Annotated in this window: 8 protein-coding genes; 1 reads left to right on the plus strand and 7 read right to left on the minus strand. The window is 57.3% G+C overall.

Going from position 1 to position 17354, the window contains the following annotated elements; translation table 11 throughout:
* A partial coding sequence (locus tag IE083_RS15740; RefSeq protein ID WP_229799529.1) for a hypothetical protein occupies positions 1 to 1511 on the plus strand: 1511 nt, incomplete at its 5' end.
* Between the two features lie 362 nt (positions 1512 to 1873).
* On the opposite strand, the gene IE083_RS00870 is transcribed toward IE083_RS15740, so the two are convergent.
* The 7 genes from IE083_RS00870 to IE083_RS00900 all read right to left on the minus strand — a co-directional run bounded on the left by IE083_RS00870 (position 1874) and on the right by IE083_RS00900 (position 17354).
* The gene (locus IE083_RS00870) at positions 1874 to 2245 is read right to left on the minus strand and encodes an HNH endonuclease (RefSeq protein WP_229799530.1); all 372 of its coding nucleotides are present in this window, start codon (positions 2243 to 2245) and stop codon (positions 1874 to 1876) included.
* A 43-nt stretch (positions 2246 to 2288) separates the two neighbouring features.
* A protein-coding gene (locus IE083_RS00875) for an IS3 family transposase (RefSeq protein ID WP_189351760.1) occupies positions 2289 to 3409 on the minus strand; the annotation gives its coding sequence in 2 pieces (ribosomal slippage) (positions 2289 to 3151 and positions 3151 to 3409; 1122 coding nt in all).
* Between the two features lie 619 nt (positions 3410 to 4028).
* A complete protein-coding gene (locus IE083_RS00880; RefSeq protein WP_189351761.1) occupies positions 4029 to 7829 on the minus strand; it encodes a hypothetical protein in 3801 nt (1266 codons plus the stop codon).
* A gap of 21 nt (positions 7830 to 7850) precedes the next feature.
* Positions 7851 to 8045: a hypothetical protein gene (locus IE083_RS00885; RefSeq protein WP_189351874.1), complete on the minus strand. Its 195-nt coding sequence runs from the start codon at positions 8043 to 8045 to the stop codon at positions 7851 to 7853.
* A gap of 14 nt (positions 8046 to 8059) precedes the next feature.
* The gene (locus tag IE083_RS00890; protein ID WP_189351762.1) at positions 8060 to 9973 is read right to left on the minus strand and encodes a coiled-coil domain-containing protein; all 1914 of its coding nucleotides are present in this window, start codon (positions 9971 to 9973) and stop codon (positions 8060 to 8062) included.
* Positions 9974 to 10051: 78 nt separating this feature from the next.
* A complete protein-coding gene (locus IE083_RS00895) occupies positions 10052 to 14488 on the minus strand; it encodes an Eco57I restriction-modification methylase domain-containing protein (RefSeq protein WP_189351763.1) in 4437 nt (1478 codons plus the stop codon).
* A gap of 19 nt (positions 14489 to 14507) precedes the next feature.
* Positions 14508 to 17354 (minus strand): DUF8741 domain-containing protein, encoded by a 2847-nt coding sequence (locus IE083_RS00900; protein ID WP_189351764.1) that lies wholly within the window; start codon positions 17352 to 17354, stop codon positions 14508 to 14510.

Below are 17354 nucleotides of genomic sequence, written 5' to 3' on the forward strand. Positions count from 1 at the left end.
TCACTCCCGTGAAACGGGTTGCAAGGCAAGCCGGCGTCCCTCAAGACATGCTGAGAGGATGGCTGCTCGGCAAGCAACCACGCCCATCGAGTGCCAAGTATCTCATGCGTATCGAAGCGTTCTTTGGCCTGGAGCGAAGCAGTCTCATCAACTTAGCTGGCGTGAAGCCACGGGGTTACAAAGCCCAACTCGGCGGGCAGCCTGCCCAGATTCAATACAATCAAACGGTCCTAGCGCTTACCCAGCAGCAATATTGCTGTAAGCCGGAACCGGATTCTCCCTTGCGTCAGCAATGGTACGAATACGTGGCGTACAAGACTGCAGCCGTTCCCATCTTAAAGCGGACCAAGCGCGGCAAATGGCGATTCTCTCCATGTCCGCTATCCCCAAGCACTGATGCGAACTGGTGGGCATTCCATGATGGCAAAGAAGTCGCCTCAGCACGGATTGCCTGGCACAAGACGTCTTCCTACCTTGGATGGCTGTCACTTCCTCAGGAACGCGGTGGCAAGGGATTGCCTATAGATAGCGTACAGACGCTGGCTTGGCTGGCCGTCCCCGACTTTCTGGAAGAATACCTGGATTGGTGCAAGGAAAGGGTCGGAACGCGCAACCGGGGTACCACTCAGTTTTTGGCATTCGTTGCATCACTGGTTCGCCCACGCTTTGGCTACCTGTGGCAGCAACCTGACATGCTGGCGACCTTGCCTGCTGAATATGCCACTGAAGAATGGACGGCGCTCTGCGAGCGGCAATTTGACTTGACCGAGCAACTGGTATCGGCTTACCAAGGGGAAATCGAAGTCTCACGAGACTCGTTTGCGCCCATTCGCAAGCTTGTCGAATTACGTCAGCCAATGGAAGCTATCGTGGATATGGTTCAACGCATGCGTGCCAACCGCCCAGTAGGCTCCCCATCCCTGGAGGCTATCTGGGCCAGAGACCTGGCCCTTATCAAGCTCATCATCTCGAACCCGCTTCGCCGCAGGAACCTGGCGCACTTGACGTGGCGCCCCGACAATACGGGTGAGCTCTATCAGCGTGCTGATGGGTCATGGTGGATTCGCATCTCCAAAACCAAGTTCAAAAACCGCAACGGTGCCGCGGGGAACTCCATCTATGATTGCGAAGTGCAATCTTCTGCTTGGGCAGACCTTGAACGCTACCTGTTCATCTATCGGCCCAAACTGCTGCGCTTCCCTACCGACTTGGTCTTTCTGACCAGGCTCGAGTGCGGGACGACCTCCCATCAACCATGGGCGGAGTTGAGTGCAAAAATATATGAACTGACGGCCAAGTACATTCCCCAGTGTTCTGGCTTCAGGGCTCACGCCTTCCGACACATCGTCGCTACGTCCATTTTGAAAGCCGATGGCGGCACACATAAAACGGCAGCACGGGTACTGAACGACCGGGTAGAGACCATTGAGAAGCATTACGATGGGCTTACCAGCAACGACGGAGCCATGGAAATGGGACGCTTGCTCGGGCCTCAGTTCAGCCGTATGTAAGTCGCTACGATTCAGAGCAGCCGCATTTTCAGTCTCACCCTCCCATCAAAGCCCAACACCATGTGTTGGGCTTACTGTGAGAGCGGCACTTGATGCAGCCGTTCGACCACCATCATCAGATTACGCCTCACCCTAGGCCCCAAATGCGCCAGCAAACGTTCCCGCTGGGGTTTCTCCATTTTGTTGTCCTCTCACAAAATGGCACCCGCCAGCCCGTTGCAGGTCAGATGTAGAAAATGCAGAAAAACAGTGTCTGCTCAATAGCTTGAATTCAAAATTTGAGAAAACACAAGGGGCCAGCAAGCCTGTTTCTCCATCGCTGCCCATGGTGCCTTCTCACATGATTAGATGGACGATAGTTATCAGCGAAAGCAATGCTCACGATGCCACTCGAGATAGGCCCTGTGCTGCTCAGTCAGACCAGAAATAACCTCTGCCCCCGAGAGACCCATGAGAGCTCGGCGGTCGACATCCAGTCGCTCAGAAATCTGAATACCGCCCGAGTCCAGGAACGTCACCCAGCCCCCATCAAACAATGCATCAAGGTGCGGTGCTAGCAGCAGGCCGTTGAACACATCGAGTCGTTCTGCATCAGATACGCAGTCGGCCCAGGGTTTGATGTGGGAGGCGCGCAGCAACGGCACGACATCCAACCCGGTGACAGCACAGCGCCCCTGCCAATAGTCGATGAGCGCTTGCCGGAAAATATCCTGACCAACACGCTGGACGACCAAGCGCTCTGCCTCAGTGGATGTAGGCAGCGACGTCCCCCCGTTCTCAGTAGCACTGAGCATTAGAGTCCGAGGCTAATTTACCTGATTTCTCTGCGAGTGATTTGGCGTAGGCCGCTGGCGTCAAACCACCCAGTGCTCTCTTCGGTCTTTCATGGTTGTACTCCTTTCGCCACGCTTCGATCACCACCTGTGCATGGCGCAGGCTGGTGAACCAGTGCTCGTTCAGGCACTCATCCCGGAAACGCCCGTTAAACGATTCGATGTAGGCGTTCTGATTGGGCTTGCCGGGCTCGATGAGGAAGAGCTGAACGCCACGAGCATGCGCCCAGGTAAGCATGGCGCGGCTGCAGAACTCCTTGCCGTTATCGGTCCTGATCGCTTTGGGCAAGCCGCGTGTTTTCGCCAACTGGTCGAGGACTCGGGTCAGGTGCAGGCCGCTCATCGCCCGTTCCGGCACAATGGCGACGGCCTCGTGTGTTGCATCATCGACAACGGTCAGGCTCTTGATGACACGGCCCTCTGCCGTCCGGTCGAACACGAAGTCCATCGACCAGACTTGGTTGGCGGCCAAGGGGCGAGCCAGCGGGTGACGAGCTGCCACCGGCACCTTCTTGCGCTTACGCCGGCGAATTTGCAGACCCGCCTCGGCATAGAGCCGATCCACCCGCTTGTGATTGACCCGCATGCCTTCCTGCCGCAGCTTCAGGTAGATCATGCCGGCCCCGTAGCGTCGGTGACGTTGCGCGAGCGCGATGATCTTCGCTTTCAAGGCGACATTGCGGTCGGTGGCGGGCTGGTAACGGAATGAACTGGGGCTCATGCCGGCTAGACGCAGCGATCGACGCTCGCTGAGCCCATTGCCCACCAGATGGCGCACCAGCTCCCGCCGTGACGGTGCGCTCACCACTTTTTTCGCAGGGCCTCTTTGGCAATCTCGTTCTCGAGCATCGTTTCGGCCAGGAGCTTCTTCAGCCGTGCGTTCTCGGTTTCCAGTTCCTTAAGGCGCTTGGCCTCCGAGACGTTCATGCCGCCAAACTTGCTGCGCCAGAGGTAGTAGCTGGCCTCGGAGAAGGCGTGCTTGCGGCAGAGTTCTGCCACCGGGATGCCGGTTTCGGCTTCTCGCAGGAAGCCGATGATCTGTTCTTCGGTGAAGCGTTTCTTCATGTCCAATCTCCATGTGTGGTTGATTGGACTCTAAAGTCACGTGCTACTCAATACCGGGGGGACGTCGGCAGGCTGCTTGTGCGGGCACGAAAGACGGCAGCCGGCGCCTCCCCCATCACGTGCTCCAACGTTACAGTACGTAAGAGCAAGCGGTGCAGCGCCTCGAAGCCTTGTATTGCATCCACTTGCACCGGCCATGGTGGGTCAGCTTGTGCTGTTATGTTGTCGCAATCCTTGGCCGCCTTGCTCCCCACGCTTTCGTCCGATATAACGACCCGGTAGACACCGGCGTGTTTGATGGCAACGCCAACGCGTCCTGGAAGCAGTGTTGACCGGAAGACAAGCAAATCACCCTCTTGGATTGGACTGAGGTCAAACCCTGCATCCTGGGCTGCCTTTTTCACCCGAATCCGCTCGAGCCTGAGGAGATTACCTGCTGATAACTTTGACGCCTGGCTCATGTGCCTTTAGCTCCAGTCAACTGTTCATACCGTTCGACGCGTAATCGTCTAGTGCGAAGAGGAAGTCGTCGAGTAGCCAAGACAGCTTCGCCAAGCCAATCACCTCAACACGTCAATTGCATAGGCGCTACGGACCCACAATCAGGGAGGACTAAGCGCTACCGTCTATTCAAACCAGCTGGTCGCGTCTTTCCAATTCTTTCTCGAACCTCCTTCATCACTGCCACTGGTGGCGCTGCAGCCCTGAGCAATGGCCCAAAATCATCCAGTTCAATATCAAAGATGGCTATCGAGAGCTGGTTTCCGCCATGCGCATGCGAAATCAACCGCTTATGTTCGGCATCATAGGGAGCCTGAGCCGTCGAACCACCATACTCGCCACAATTAACGACCAGCACGTGTTGGTACATGTGGTAGCGCAGCGCGGAAACCATACTGTCAAAGGTCTTGACGTCCTTGTTCATGGCCGCGATGACAAACATGTGCGCTTCGTCTCGCAAGTCCGCCGCAAGCGCCAAATCCGTCGCGTCGTAACAGATGGCGCCGGCTATACGGTACGGACGCTCGCTCCCATTTTGAAGCTCAATAACAACCTGGTATGGGCGCCATGGGGAAATACCAAGGATGTTCTCTTCATCAGCAGTCAAATGCCACTTTCCCTGGTCCACCTCCACCCAGGAACGCCTACCACCTCTTCGCTGAGGAACAAGCCAACGTGCCGCATTGACGGGACCAGAAACACCGGGAGCGGTGGCGCCAACAAGGCCATAGAAGAGCATCGCGCCGGTAGCATCTGAAAACGCCCTCATCAAGTCTTGGTCGTCTACATGAATCGCGAACTCAGGGAAGATGACCAAGTCGACTTCAGGTTTCTCTTGCCGCCCGAGAACTTCATCACGCACTTTGATGTGTCTGTGCGCCAGATGCAGGAGCGCCGCGGTGTGATTCCGATGTCGCTCCCTGTAACCGAGAGCATCGAGGCCTTCAAGTCCATCGACAAAATCGGAGCAGGCAGGCATCAGCCCCTGAACTTGAACAACTCTCAAGGAACGGCTTTCGCGTAACGGCCACTGCACGGGATAGCGATACATCGGCATGTCGGAACCATATCCATAGATTTCGGACTGTTCCCGCAAACGCTCCGCTATCAACTCGGAGAACTCCTCGACACTGTCGATGTCCGCGAGCAGTGACTCTCCATTTCCATTTGCGATACCTGGCCATTGCAGTAACTCCAGGAGCAACGCCGACATCCAAGGCGTAATGGCCGACGTGGTTCCAACCAGTGCAGTCGATGTATGGACCATCCCCGTTCGTCGACTTTGCCAAGTGCTCCTTATTCCGCGATACCAACCCGTACCGTCTTCAGTGAGAAGCCAGTTCCGTGCAGTGAAATCCGGCTGTCCTGTCGCAGCGGCCCTTAGGAGTCGTCCGAAGGCATACATCCATCCCCAGCCTTTCCCGCACCAGGTAGGGGTTTCGTATGTCGGGTCAGTTTCGACATCAGCACGCCAGCTAACCTCAAGAACTTTAGCTGTCGGGTCCTTGAGTTTGTTCCAATCGGTACAACTCAGGCTCAAACTTGCCGGTGTAAGCCCGTGCGGATGCTTCAGCACCCTTTTTGGCAAATCGGTCGTAAAACACTGAGCGAGGTGCAACAGCGCGTTCTCTTCAGAGAAAACGGCCTGCGGATGCGAAATCACCTTGAGAAACGGAATCAAGACGTTTGTCTCAAGTTGCGAAGCTGGTGACCGCAAACGGCAATCGAGATACACGCGAAGGTATTCTGGAGGTCGGAACTTCTTGCCCCTTCCGACCACTGCAGCAAGGAGGTCGTGGTTTGTGTGCCCAATCAATCGAACCACTTCGGAAACATCCTTCTTCGGGCGCCCCTTCGAAAAATCGCGGAACCAGCCAACATAGTGCTTTTCGTCTGAATCAAGCTGCATGCCTACCAGTGAAACCGCGACCTCATCACAAGCGGGCAACTCTCGACAGCGGCTCTCACCCTTCATGTAATCATTGAGCGCCCGGTGGTAGGAGAGCTCAGGCGTCGTTGGCAGAGCATCCAAAGGAGTACGCGAGGAGGAGAGAAGGAGAGAGGCCTGCTGCTGGACATACCAAGGCACACATGGCCATGCTTCAAGAACCTCGGTCGCTAGGACGACAAGTTCATTCCGATAGGCTTCCTGGTCGCCAACAGCGAAAGCGACATCGCGGGAAGCCTGCCGGCCGGTTTCCATCGCTCCTGCCTTGAACAGTTCGGCAAGCACATAGTAGGCGACTCGCTTCTCATCATCAGGTGTCTCCTCCTCCCGAAGCTTGGTCTTCAAAGCCTCAAGCACCGGCTTGAGCAAATCCGGACTCGGGAAAAGGTCCAGGGCATATCGCAACACCTGAACGAGCGAAGGATTAACGGACCAAGCGGCAACCAGTCTTCGCGCCGTGACTTCGAAGTCGTGCAGCAGCGCTTCCTTGGCTGTTCCGCCCTCCGGCAGTTCTTCCGTGAGGTTGGTCATGCTGCGACGCATGCGAAGCGACCGAGTGAGGCGGTAGGCGGAGAACCGGGTCAGAGTGTCGTCCCGGACTTCAAGCTTGGGCCGCGCCACAGAGGCCAAGAGTGGAATTGAGGAGAGGTCGGAACCTGAGCTCGCGGTCGCTGCACCAAGTTCGGCCAAGGCCAGCAAACCATTCAGGCCAGCTTCAACTTGCTGCAATGTGGCTACATCGAACGGGCCGCTCAGCTGATGCTGCAGCAGCTTCATGCGAGCTGCGGTCCCTGCATCCCCACCAACGGCTCGGTACGGCTCAACCTCCGTCTTGTCTTGATTGATACGCAGGCGCCCCGCTCCGGTCGTCGCATCCAGTTGCTCTTGTACCCACTGGGGAATGGCCTCTCTAATCAGCGCCTCGGGATTTGGCCAATCACGCACGGACACAACCAAGCGCAAGTCATCCACATACCGGCAATAGTCGTGAACCGTGACGGGTTCATGTTCACCAACAGAGCCGCCCGCTTGAGCAACCGCTCCAAGCGCCTTGTCGAACGCCAGCATGTAGGCATTCGCGAGGAATCCACTCGCCAATAACCCCTGAGGCAACCCTCGTGGGAGGACCTTATCCCTGAAGAGCCCTCTCAATTCGCAGTCTTCTTCCCTCCAGGCGAAGGTCAGTATCTTCCGCAGGAGGGGCCAGAACTGAGGGTCGGCTGCTGGCACCTCTGCATAACGTCGTTTAAACGCCGAGTAAGTCGTTCTCAGTTTGCTGACCAGTGTTTTGACGTCAACGTTGTCATAGAACGCACTGAGGTCCAGTTTGACAATGAAAACATCCACATCAGGGTTTTCATTTTCAACCTTGCGGGCAAGTACATTGGGGCGTTCCACAAACTGCTGATAGTCCTGGAAATAACGACTGTAGGACGTCGCATTACCCCAAGAGAAATGGGCTCGAGAGTTGTCACCCGACCACCTGCAGTAGAGCCGGTTGCCATAACTAAACACTCCACCGGCGAGGGCCTCTTCAGCTGGCAAGGAAGTGTTGCCCTGAGCGGTTTCGATACAGTCAGCAAGGCAAAGCATCGCAGCAGTCAGAACGGTTTGCTCGCGGATACCGAGATGAGCGAGTGGACGAAGAACAGGGCGCGCCCCTTCGTCGCCAAGCACGGCGCCCCACCCGCCAGTAAACGCCTCCCCAAATCCCCACGAGCCATTTTTTGGCGCAGGAACAAGCAAAGCCGGGCTCGGCCGAAACCCTCCGTCCTTAAGTTCCTCGGACCACTGGCGAAGCCTCTGGTCTAGGTCGACCGCCGAGCAATCCAACTCCAAGGTATCAGCATACCAGTTGTGTCGACGGATATAGGTGTGAGCCTTCTTCCAGGCTTGAGCGAGCACAACGACATCGCTCAACAAACTGACACGTGGAGCGAGAAATCGGTACTTGTCTCGAACGATGCTCATGCTGTGGCTCGTGCTGTCCAGTTATGCTCCATGGTATCCCTCGCGTCTCAATACGTGTCGCTGCGTGCGGTAGCCTTTGTCAAAGAGGTCGCGTACCTTGGCATTGGGCCATACAAACGGGCGCTGGATGTCGGGCAAGCCAAGACTCCCGATGGCGATGCCCTGCATAAGCTTGCCAAGGCTGTAATCGACCTTTTTGAAAAGCGTGCTATCCATTTTTCTTATTCCAATCAAGCTATGCTGGGCAACCTTGGTTCAAGCTGTTTCTTAAATAAGGAGTAGTTTTCGTCACCTGGGCGTAATTCAAGGACTAGGTATGGTTCTTTGCCAAGGGTCTCGGGCGGCGGTGAAGTTGTGGTCACAATGTATTGAAAAGGAACTATGCTGCCAATACTCAACTGTGCCTCCGCCTCACTGACTAGCAGGAGAAATTCTCGGTAGAGCCGTTCGCTCATGTCGGCCTCACGAGGACAGTCGTGGACTATCAGGCCCGGATGCAGAGTGGCATCCGACAGGGCGGAGTCCAGCAGGGTTGTAATATCCCCGAGGAGAACTTCAAGAACTTGGTAGGCCTCTCCCCCTACACTGAGCTCGAATGGTTGCGTGTCTGATTCCGGCTTAAAAATGCCGAATCCGTCTTCTCCCAACATTCGGTAGGCTACCGTTTTGGTAAGTGCCTTCAGAAAATTGCTACGTGCAGAACTCTGCTGTCGGATAACAAAGAGCTCGGTTTGCTTCTTTTGCAGGTCCTCTTCAAGCCAATCTTTGCGATTTCTCGCCGTTTCCAACTCCGTTGAGCTAACCCCGTTTTGTAAACGTTTCCAAATCCTGACAAATTCGTCCCACTGGTTACGAAGGGATTCGGCATCGTTCAGGTTGGAGGCCAACTGCAATTGAATTTTTCGAGCAGCCTGCCGAAACTGGTCCACCACTGCATCTTGGGCTACGACATCACTTCTGGCTGCATCTGCTTTCAATTTTGCCTCGCGTAGCGCCTTCGATTGGTTCGCTAAATTTGCAGCTGCGGCTTGCTTTCTGAAGTGCCAAGACAGGCTCTGAGTGGAGCGTCGCTGGATAACATGCGAACAGTGGGAAAAATCAATGTCTCCGTGCCTGCACTGTCCAGCTAATAGCTCAAGTTCTCTTACCTCTTCGGAAAGCCGATTGAACGCAATCTCGTTGTTCTCCAGCACCGACTGCGCAATCTCCGCTTCAAGTTCGAGTACACGGGCTTTCTGGTCCAGGTCACTGTGGGTAGCCAATGCTCGCCCAAGTGCCAGCTCAGCCCTTTCAGCAGCAGGTTCTGCTTTCCGACACTGCATCTCCAAGTGCTCAATCCGACGTTCCAGCAGTTGCTCCAGTGAGGTACTTACCAAATCCTTGAAAGCGGGCTCATCATCGGAAGCTCCCAGCCGTGCCCTCAGACGGCGTTCAGCAAGAGTCACCTCTAATGCTGGCAAGCGCTCCAGCTCCGGAATTTCGGCTTCCAGCTTGGATAAGCTGGATTGCCGCATATCTACTTCACGCATTAGCCGGTCGACATTTGCATCGTGCAGTCCCAACACGGAACGAACGAATAATGGAGGGTCCTGACGTGAGCGTCGGAAACCTAACCCATCGCCATCTCGCCAATGGAAAAAGGCATCAAATCGCGTCTTCTGGTCCCTGATACACCATGCGAGCAGATGGCGCCACTCAAGGACTTGAGCACTACCCGGCAAAGTTGAATTGGGGAGCTTCCCGATAAACGCAGCCTGTAGTTCGTCCTGATATTCGGCGAAACTACCTGCCAACTGCCCGGCCAACAATTCGCTCAGGCTTTCACCTATCCCGGCAAGCGAGCGCCCAAAACGGGCATAAGGTCTGAATACAACCCAAGTCGTGTCATCCAGGTGCACCTTGGCCGCCACACCTCCTTTTGGGAAGGCTCCGGATGCCTTATCGCAAAGGACCGTAATCGAAGACGCCTCGTCACCAAGGCAGTGTCTCAATAGGTAGCACAGCGATGTCTTTCCTACACCATGCCCAGCGCTGGCCAATCCAGAGGCGAGGTCTGTTTCCGGCTCACGCGCCCAAACAACGTTCAACCCTTGGCGAAGTTTCAGATTGCGAGTAATGGAGAGCGGCTCGACCGAGTCGAGCAACCAAACATCCTCAACCCAAAGTCTTGGCGACTGCCGAGTCGCCTTATACTCAGACAACCAACTTGTCATATCGCCCCCTTAGGCAACCCCTCTTTGGGAATCTGTACTTTGCTGCCCAGTCTGTTCTGCTTGAGCATTGGCCCTGCGTTTCGTATCCAGTTCCAATAACAAGCCCCCCAGTTCTGCATGCTCTTGGGTGCAGCGTACGTCGACAGGAGGTACGCCTGTGCCAACCACATACACGACCGTGTCACCGCGCTTCGCCGAGCGGCAGGCTCCAGTCGTCTGAAGTCGATGCAGAACATTCGGTATCAGTTGGATGGCCATGCCAAAATCAACCCGGCAAATCATACTCATTAGTTCATTTAGCCTTGCTGCAGACGCTTGGTCGACAAATTGAGAGACGATAGTTGGCTGCATCGCACAAGCAACCAGTGTCTGGAGGTCGCCAGCAGAAATTCCCTCCGAAAGCTGCCTGATGACCTCAATAACAATGCCAGCAAAATCGGCCTCATCAGCATTCCGAATTAACCCTTGTTCGCTAAATACTGCCGTACTGGCCGATACATCGCTCTGTTCAGCGGCAAGCCTGTCCCAAGCCTCCAAAACCAACCGTCGGGTGCGGTACTCGCCAAACTCGCGCAACTCGTTGTTCTTGAGTACCCGGAAGGTCTCGGATGGGTAGTCCTCCCCCATCACGTCCGCTGGGTCGAGGATATAGCGCAGCTCATCACGGGTCAGGCCATACAGGAGGGCGTAGTAGGCGTCCAGTTCGGCACGGAGTTGGGCACGTCGTTCGGGATTCCATGGGAAGGGTTCGCCATTGTGACCAAGGTCTTCTGCCCAAGGCTTTAAATCGTGGGCGGTGTAGGTGAGTTCCAGCACACGAGGAACAATGAAGGTGAGGTCGGCATCGGTGTAGCGGTCCGGGGGAGGTAACGCTACTTGCTCAAAAGTACCTTGCGGAATACTCGGCTGACTCAAAGATGTTCTGAGTAGGTAATCAAATACCAAGCTGTTGTAGACGCCACAAAGAACGGCCATCTGTTTGGCGTCAACACCGAAGGTGAGAATCCAACCGTAGGTCGACGGCATCCAAGGGAAGATACAGGCAATTACTGTACGTTCGTCTGTATTACGGGCTACTCGACGAAACCCTAGAAATGCACTTCGACACCGAGCAAGCTCACTCAAGCGCATAGATTCGCATTTCTTTTCAAAGTCAGAACGCTGAACCGACCATTCAGTTAGCGGAAAATAGCCAGGGTCTGCAAGCTGCGAATAGTCGGACTCAATCTCATGCCCATCTCGAAATTCGGAGTAACGGCAATTGAATTGGTGCCCAAGACCACCTTCGAAGAGTGGTAAGTGCGGCATTTCCTCCTTGCTGACTTCGCTTTCAACAAATAGCGCAGAATCTCCTGACTTATGGAACATTGTTCGTAACGTAATGTTCCAACCAATTCTGCCAAGTTCAAAGGAACCCTCTCTTGACTTTAAAACGATACTGTTCCGGTAGAGCTTCTTGGTCAGCTCAGCGTCGCGCTCAGAGCGGAACACCGGGCAGGTGAGCGTATTGGGGTTGACGAGAGCGAACTCTTCCGGCACCAGCCGGAAACGACGGCGTTGGTCGGTGAGTTGAGTCACCTGGGTGGCAAAGCAAACGAACTCCGCCTCCGGTGCGATACCCAAGGTAATCAGACAGAACTTCATGCGGCTATCCACCGCAGGGAATAGGCGGTCCCGGTTTTCAATATCATAGAGACTAACCAGCCGGCTATTCTGCGTCAGGGCTGCAAAGTAGGCCTTGGTGCTGTCATCGGTGGCAATGCCGGTCGGAACAATGAAACCGGCCCGCCCCTGAGCGCTGACCAATTGCGCAAAGGTTTCGGCAAAGAGCGCATAGGTGTTCACGTCACCCACGCCGGTAAGCGGGTAACGGCCGGCGTCGTGTGCGAACAGACTGGCCGCTTCGGCCCCACGCTTGGCATCGAGAAACTCGGCGTAGAGCGCGTGCTCGGCGGCATTAGGCGGCACCAATCCCTGGGCGGCTTCGACTTCCGGATATAAGGAGTGCAGCAGCATGCCCTCTGCAAGCAGGGCAATGCGCCGGCCGCGCTCGGCTTTGTGTGGAGCTTCTGCTATGAGCGGACTACGGCTGGCGAAGAATTCTTCTTCCTGCAACTTGATGCGCTCCCACGGCGGGTTGCCAAGCAACACGTCAAAACCGCCCTTGGCTTGAATCTGTGGGAAGGCCTGCCACCAGTGGAATGCCTGGGCCGCTTCGGCCGCCCGATGGGCAGCGTCCGCCACGCCAGGGCGTGGGCTACTGCCGTTCTGCACTAGCCACAAGTCCTGGCTGGTCGGCACGTGCGGTTCGTTTTCCGGCGTCTTGGGCTGCACAAAGGTGGCCACGAACAGGTCAGCCGCCAGCCGGGCATGTGAGTCGGCCATGCGTGCTAGTATGGTGGCATAGGCGGCGCGCTTAGCCTCAACGGCTTCCAACGTGTCGTCAGGCAGACTTTCGAAAGCGGCTGCGTCAGCTTCAGTTTGCAGACCGAGGCTGAACTGACCGGACGGAACCTGTGCCTTAGCAATCGCTTTCAAGGCGTCACGGTTGGCTTTCTTGAGGCGCTTGACGACTTCCTTGTCATCACCGGAGAGAGCGTTGAAGGCTTTGTCGGGGATTCCAGTCGTGAGGATGGCCGGGTCGAGCACCCCGAGCAGCGCGTCACCACAACGCAGGTGGGCATCGAGGAAGGTGAGTGGACGTTCCGGTGTATAGGCCTCCAGCCACAGGGCGGTACGGGCCAGTTCCACCGCCATCGAATTCTTGTCTACACCATAAATGCAGTGGGCCACCACGTCGCGTAGCGCCCGGCGGAAGTCGGCGGGCAACGGGTTGCCGTCGGCAACATTAAGCCGTGCCACCTCTTCGGCGATACGACGGGCCGCGGCGAGCAGAAAGTGGCCGGAACCGCAGGCTGGGTCGCAGACCGACAGCGAGAGCAGCGCCTTGACCGGCTCCTGCGGGTTTTCAGCGAGGGTGCGTTCGATGACCGGCTCCAGCGCGCTCTTGATGAGTTCCTGTACCAGGCTGTCCGGGGTGTAGTAGGAACCGGTGAGCTTGCGGGCGTTGCCTTTGGTGGAGCCTTCTTCCTCATCGCCGATAAAGCCGAAGCGGCGAGCGCCTGCGGTCAACGTTACCTGCGGCACTAATTCCAGCAGGCTTTCATAGACGCTGCCCAGTTCCTCGGAATCCATATCGCGGTAATTGACGCGAGAAAGCGCCGCTCCATCGCGGAAGAAGCAGAGGCTGAACAGGGCTGACAGCAGCGCGGCATTGTCGAGTTGAGCCGCATCGAGGTCCGGGCACTGGCCTGCGGTGAACAAGCCACCGAGGGCCGGCAACCCCAGGGCGGGCTGCCCTTTGCCGAGACTGGAGAAGGTGATAGTCAATGCCTGCCAGAGGTCAGCGTGGCGGTCATAGCTACGGCGACGTGCTGCGAGCTGGCGTAGACGGGTGAGACTGTAGCCGGTGAGGTAGCGCGCCTTGGCCTCGGCGCTTGCATCGGGGGCAAACACCAGTTCCCGGTCCTCTATGGTGGCAAGAAAGATGAAGCGATAAACGAGCCGCAACAACTGCTCGAAATAAGCCTGGGTGGTGAGTTCTCCGGCTTCGAGGCGGTGGCGCAGTTCCGTGTTGGCTGAATGAGCAAGGAAACCTGTGCCGAGCGCACGCAGGGCTTCAGTAACGCCGATGCGCAAGCGGTCGCGGGCACGGATGCCGTCTTCCTGCGCTGTGTTACGCCAGCGTTCCAGCGGGCAATCAACAGATTCACTACCGGCCTTGCCGAAGCGGGAGGCATGAGCCAACAGCCAGAGGGCCGTGAAATCCGGGTAAAGGCCTTCGCCGAAGATGGCCTCGAGGTCGGCTTCGATGTAGGCCGGACGGGTGAGACTGGGGTTGTCGCGCAGGATTCGGATTTTCAGGCCATTGCTGACCACCGCCCAGAGGACACCCTCGCTGGCATTGAGGTATTCCTGAGCAAGCAGGAAGGGCGAGCGGCGGCGGGTACCATCACCATGCAGGGTGCTGGGTCTGTCGAGGCCTTGGTCGTGCGCGGCAAACACCACGGGCACTCGGCCCTCACCGGCGACAAAGCCGATGGGAAACAGCCGCTCATCCAGCGTAATCTGCCCGACGGCCTTGAGGTCACCAAAGCAGAGTACATGACGCATCAGTGGCTCCAGAAAGTCCCTAACAGTCACGGCGTTGGTATTGACGTCCGTTCGCTCTCGCTTGGCGGCGAAGTCCTGCCAGAGGTTCTGGGCAATCTTCCAATAGCGGCCGATTTCATCGCGCAGCTTGAGGCCACGGGGGGTGTCGTACTCGGCCTCGGTCTGCTCAGCGGCCTCAAGATGAGCAACCTTGTTAAGGAAGTCTGGGGCAAGCAGACCGCCTTCGATGCTCAGAGCAGGGAAAGCGAGTTCGTGGTTGTTACGGCGAGCCATATTGTTCTGAACTCCTGTTTTAGGCCGGAATAAGGACGAAGACACCCATCACATCGACGGGCAGACTGGGAGTAACGCGGTATTCGCCTCGCCCCTGGGCGGCCTCACGGACGCGCCGGTGGTCTTCCAGTAGCAATTGCGCCCGTTTGCGGGCCAAGGCTTCCAGAGTTGGCTGGTGCGCGTCCAGTTGGTCGAGCGTGCGCTGGATGTGCTGGTCACGCAGCGGCATTGGCATATTGCGGGCAGGCTCGGCCGCCATCAGGACGCGGGCTGATTCATCCTCCAGTAGGGGCAGGCCTTCCTCGGCGGGCAATCCAATGGTCAGGGTTTCCTCGCACAGCAACAGGCGGGACTGCCCCCGGTGGGTGACGGTCAGCTGGTGGCGCAGGCGGACCAGGAGAACGGTCGTCTTGACCTGAACCGACTCGGTAAAGATGGCTCCAGCCCGCGCAACCGCATCGAGTGGCTCGTCGCTGGTCGTTGTACCTTCAAGCGCGGATTCGAGCAGATGGTCGGCCAGCACCGATACCAGTGGATGGGTACGGTGAATAAATTGTGCCCTAGGTGCTGCCGGCTGATGGAAATCAATGCGCAATGTCCCGACCAGGCCCTCGCCTTCCAATCGTTCTCGAACGGCCGCGGGCAGGCTACCGGTATACAATTTCCAGTGACTGGAGCCTGCCTGGTTGGTGGCCTCCAGTGGCGCGCCAAGCTGAATAGCGGCGCGTTTGACGAAGCGTTCGACGTCTTCTTCTCCACCAAGGACGGCTAATGTCTTATTCCACTCAGGCAAAACATTTTCAGGCTTCAAACGACCTTGATTGAACAACGTACGGCTCTTGGAAGCCTTGTCTCGGGCTGATTGCCAGGCAGTGTCGAAAGCAGCTTCAGGTTCGCCGAAATCGAGGCCCATCTGGGGCATTTTGCTCGTCGTGCTACCTTTGCGCAGCAGAACGGCGCCCACCAGCGCCTGAGTAAGCTTGCCTTCATCGTCAGGTATAGGGACGAGTACGCCGAGTTCCTTACGGATGCTCTCGGCCTTGCGCAGGATAACCTGCAGCACGGCTCCGTCTACTGGATTGTCCTGACCGTAGAGCATGATCGTGCGCACTTCGCGGGCCTTCTGGCCAAAGCGGTCGACCCGGCCTTCCCGCTGTTCGTGGCGGGTGGGGTTCCAGGACAAGTCGTAGTGCACGACAGCGGTAAAGAGATTCTGCAGGTTGATACCTTCGGAAAGGCAGTCGGTAGCCACCAGGATGCGCTGCTCGGCCTCGCCCATCGCCTCTACCGTGGCCTCGCGCTCCGAGGGGGCAAATTCGCCTGTGACCGCGGTGACCTGATGGTTGCGGAAAACTGAACGCAGTTGCTCGGCAACGTAGTGAGCGGTGGCAATATAGCGACAGAACACGACCGGCTGAAAGCCGGCAGCAACGAGCTCCCTCAAGTGCTCGATGAGGCGCTTGAGCTTGGGGTCCTTGGCACTGCCCGTCAGTCCTTCAGTACGGGCGATTAGGTCCGTCAGCCACTCGCTGTCCTCTGTACGGGCGCCTGGCTCGATGTCCTGAATGGAGAGGTTGTCCTCCAAGCCGTCGAGAATACGTTCGCGGCCTTGCTCTTCGGCTTCTTCCAGGGTCAGAGTCATTTCTTCGCCGGAGCCTCCGGAAAATCCACTACCGTTCAGACGCGTACGCAGCGCATTGACGGCGGCGGCTGGCGAGGAGGAAATGCAGCGTAGCAGAGCCAACGCAGCCCACCAGCTCATGCGCTGCTGCAGGAGGCCTTGGCCCTCGGTACGAATGACGAGCTCGCGGGCGTACTCGAGCACGTCATCAAAGAGCCGGCCCCAATCGCCCGTGAGCTTGTAGGTGATTTCAGCCGAGAACCGTTCAGGGAAAACGCTGCTGTCCTGCCACTCAGCAATATTGGGGCGCCGGCGCTGAACGAAATGATTGGCCAGTTGTTCGCGCAAGGGACCGCGGCTATCCGAGGGGATGTCCTTCAACTCCTTGAACTCGGGTTTGAGCAGACCTAGCAGGTTGTAGAAGGCTTCTTCATCGCCAGAGTGCGGGGTGGCCGTGAGCAGCACCATGTGGCGTTCAGGGTTCTCGGCGAGCCCCTTGAGCAGGGTGTAGCGCTGCTGTTTACCTTGGCCGCTGACCGTGCAAGTGTGGGCCTCATCGACAATCACGCATTCCGGACAGGCGCGCTGAAATTCGTCCCGCCGGCGGTCGGACTTGATGTAGTCGAGACTGACCACGGTGAACGGATAGGCCTCGAACACCGACTGGTTGGCCGGCAACCCCCGTTCCAGCCGGTTGGCAGTAGTATTGCGCACGACCACGGCATTGATGTGGAAACGCTCTTTCAGTTCACGTTGCCACTGCTCGCACAGATGCGGCGGACAGAGCACGGCCATGCGGGAAATTTCCCCGCGGTCAAGCAGTTCGCGGACGATGAGCGCCGCCTCAATGGTTTTGCCGATACCAACGTCGTCGGCAATCAGCAGGCGCACCACCTCCTGTTTCAAGGCCATCAGTAGCGGTACGAGCTGATAGGCCCGCGGCTCGACGGCAATGTTTCCGAAGCTGCGGAACGGCCCAGCACCGGTGCGCAGCTTTAGCTGCAGTGCATCGCGCAACAGTTGGCCGGCGGCGAAATTGGCGGCCTGCTGCACGGTCGGTTTCGGGAAGGTCGCCGGACCGACTGGGCCGGGTTCGATGGGCAGATAGATGAGCGTCGCATCATCCTCGGCGGCACCCAGCGGGCGCAAGTGTAGGGTGTCGTCGGAGGATTGCGGCAGGACAATCCACTCTCGGCCACGAGCCGAGACCAGACTGCCGGGTTGAAACGAGGTTTGCTGCATCAT

The organism is Vogesella fluminis, assembly GCF_014652335.1.
Classification (GTDB): domain Bacteria; phylum Pseudomonadota; class Gammaproteobacteria; order Burkholderiales; family Chromobacteriaceae; genus Vogesella; species Vogesella fluminis.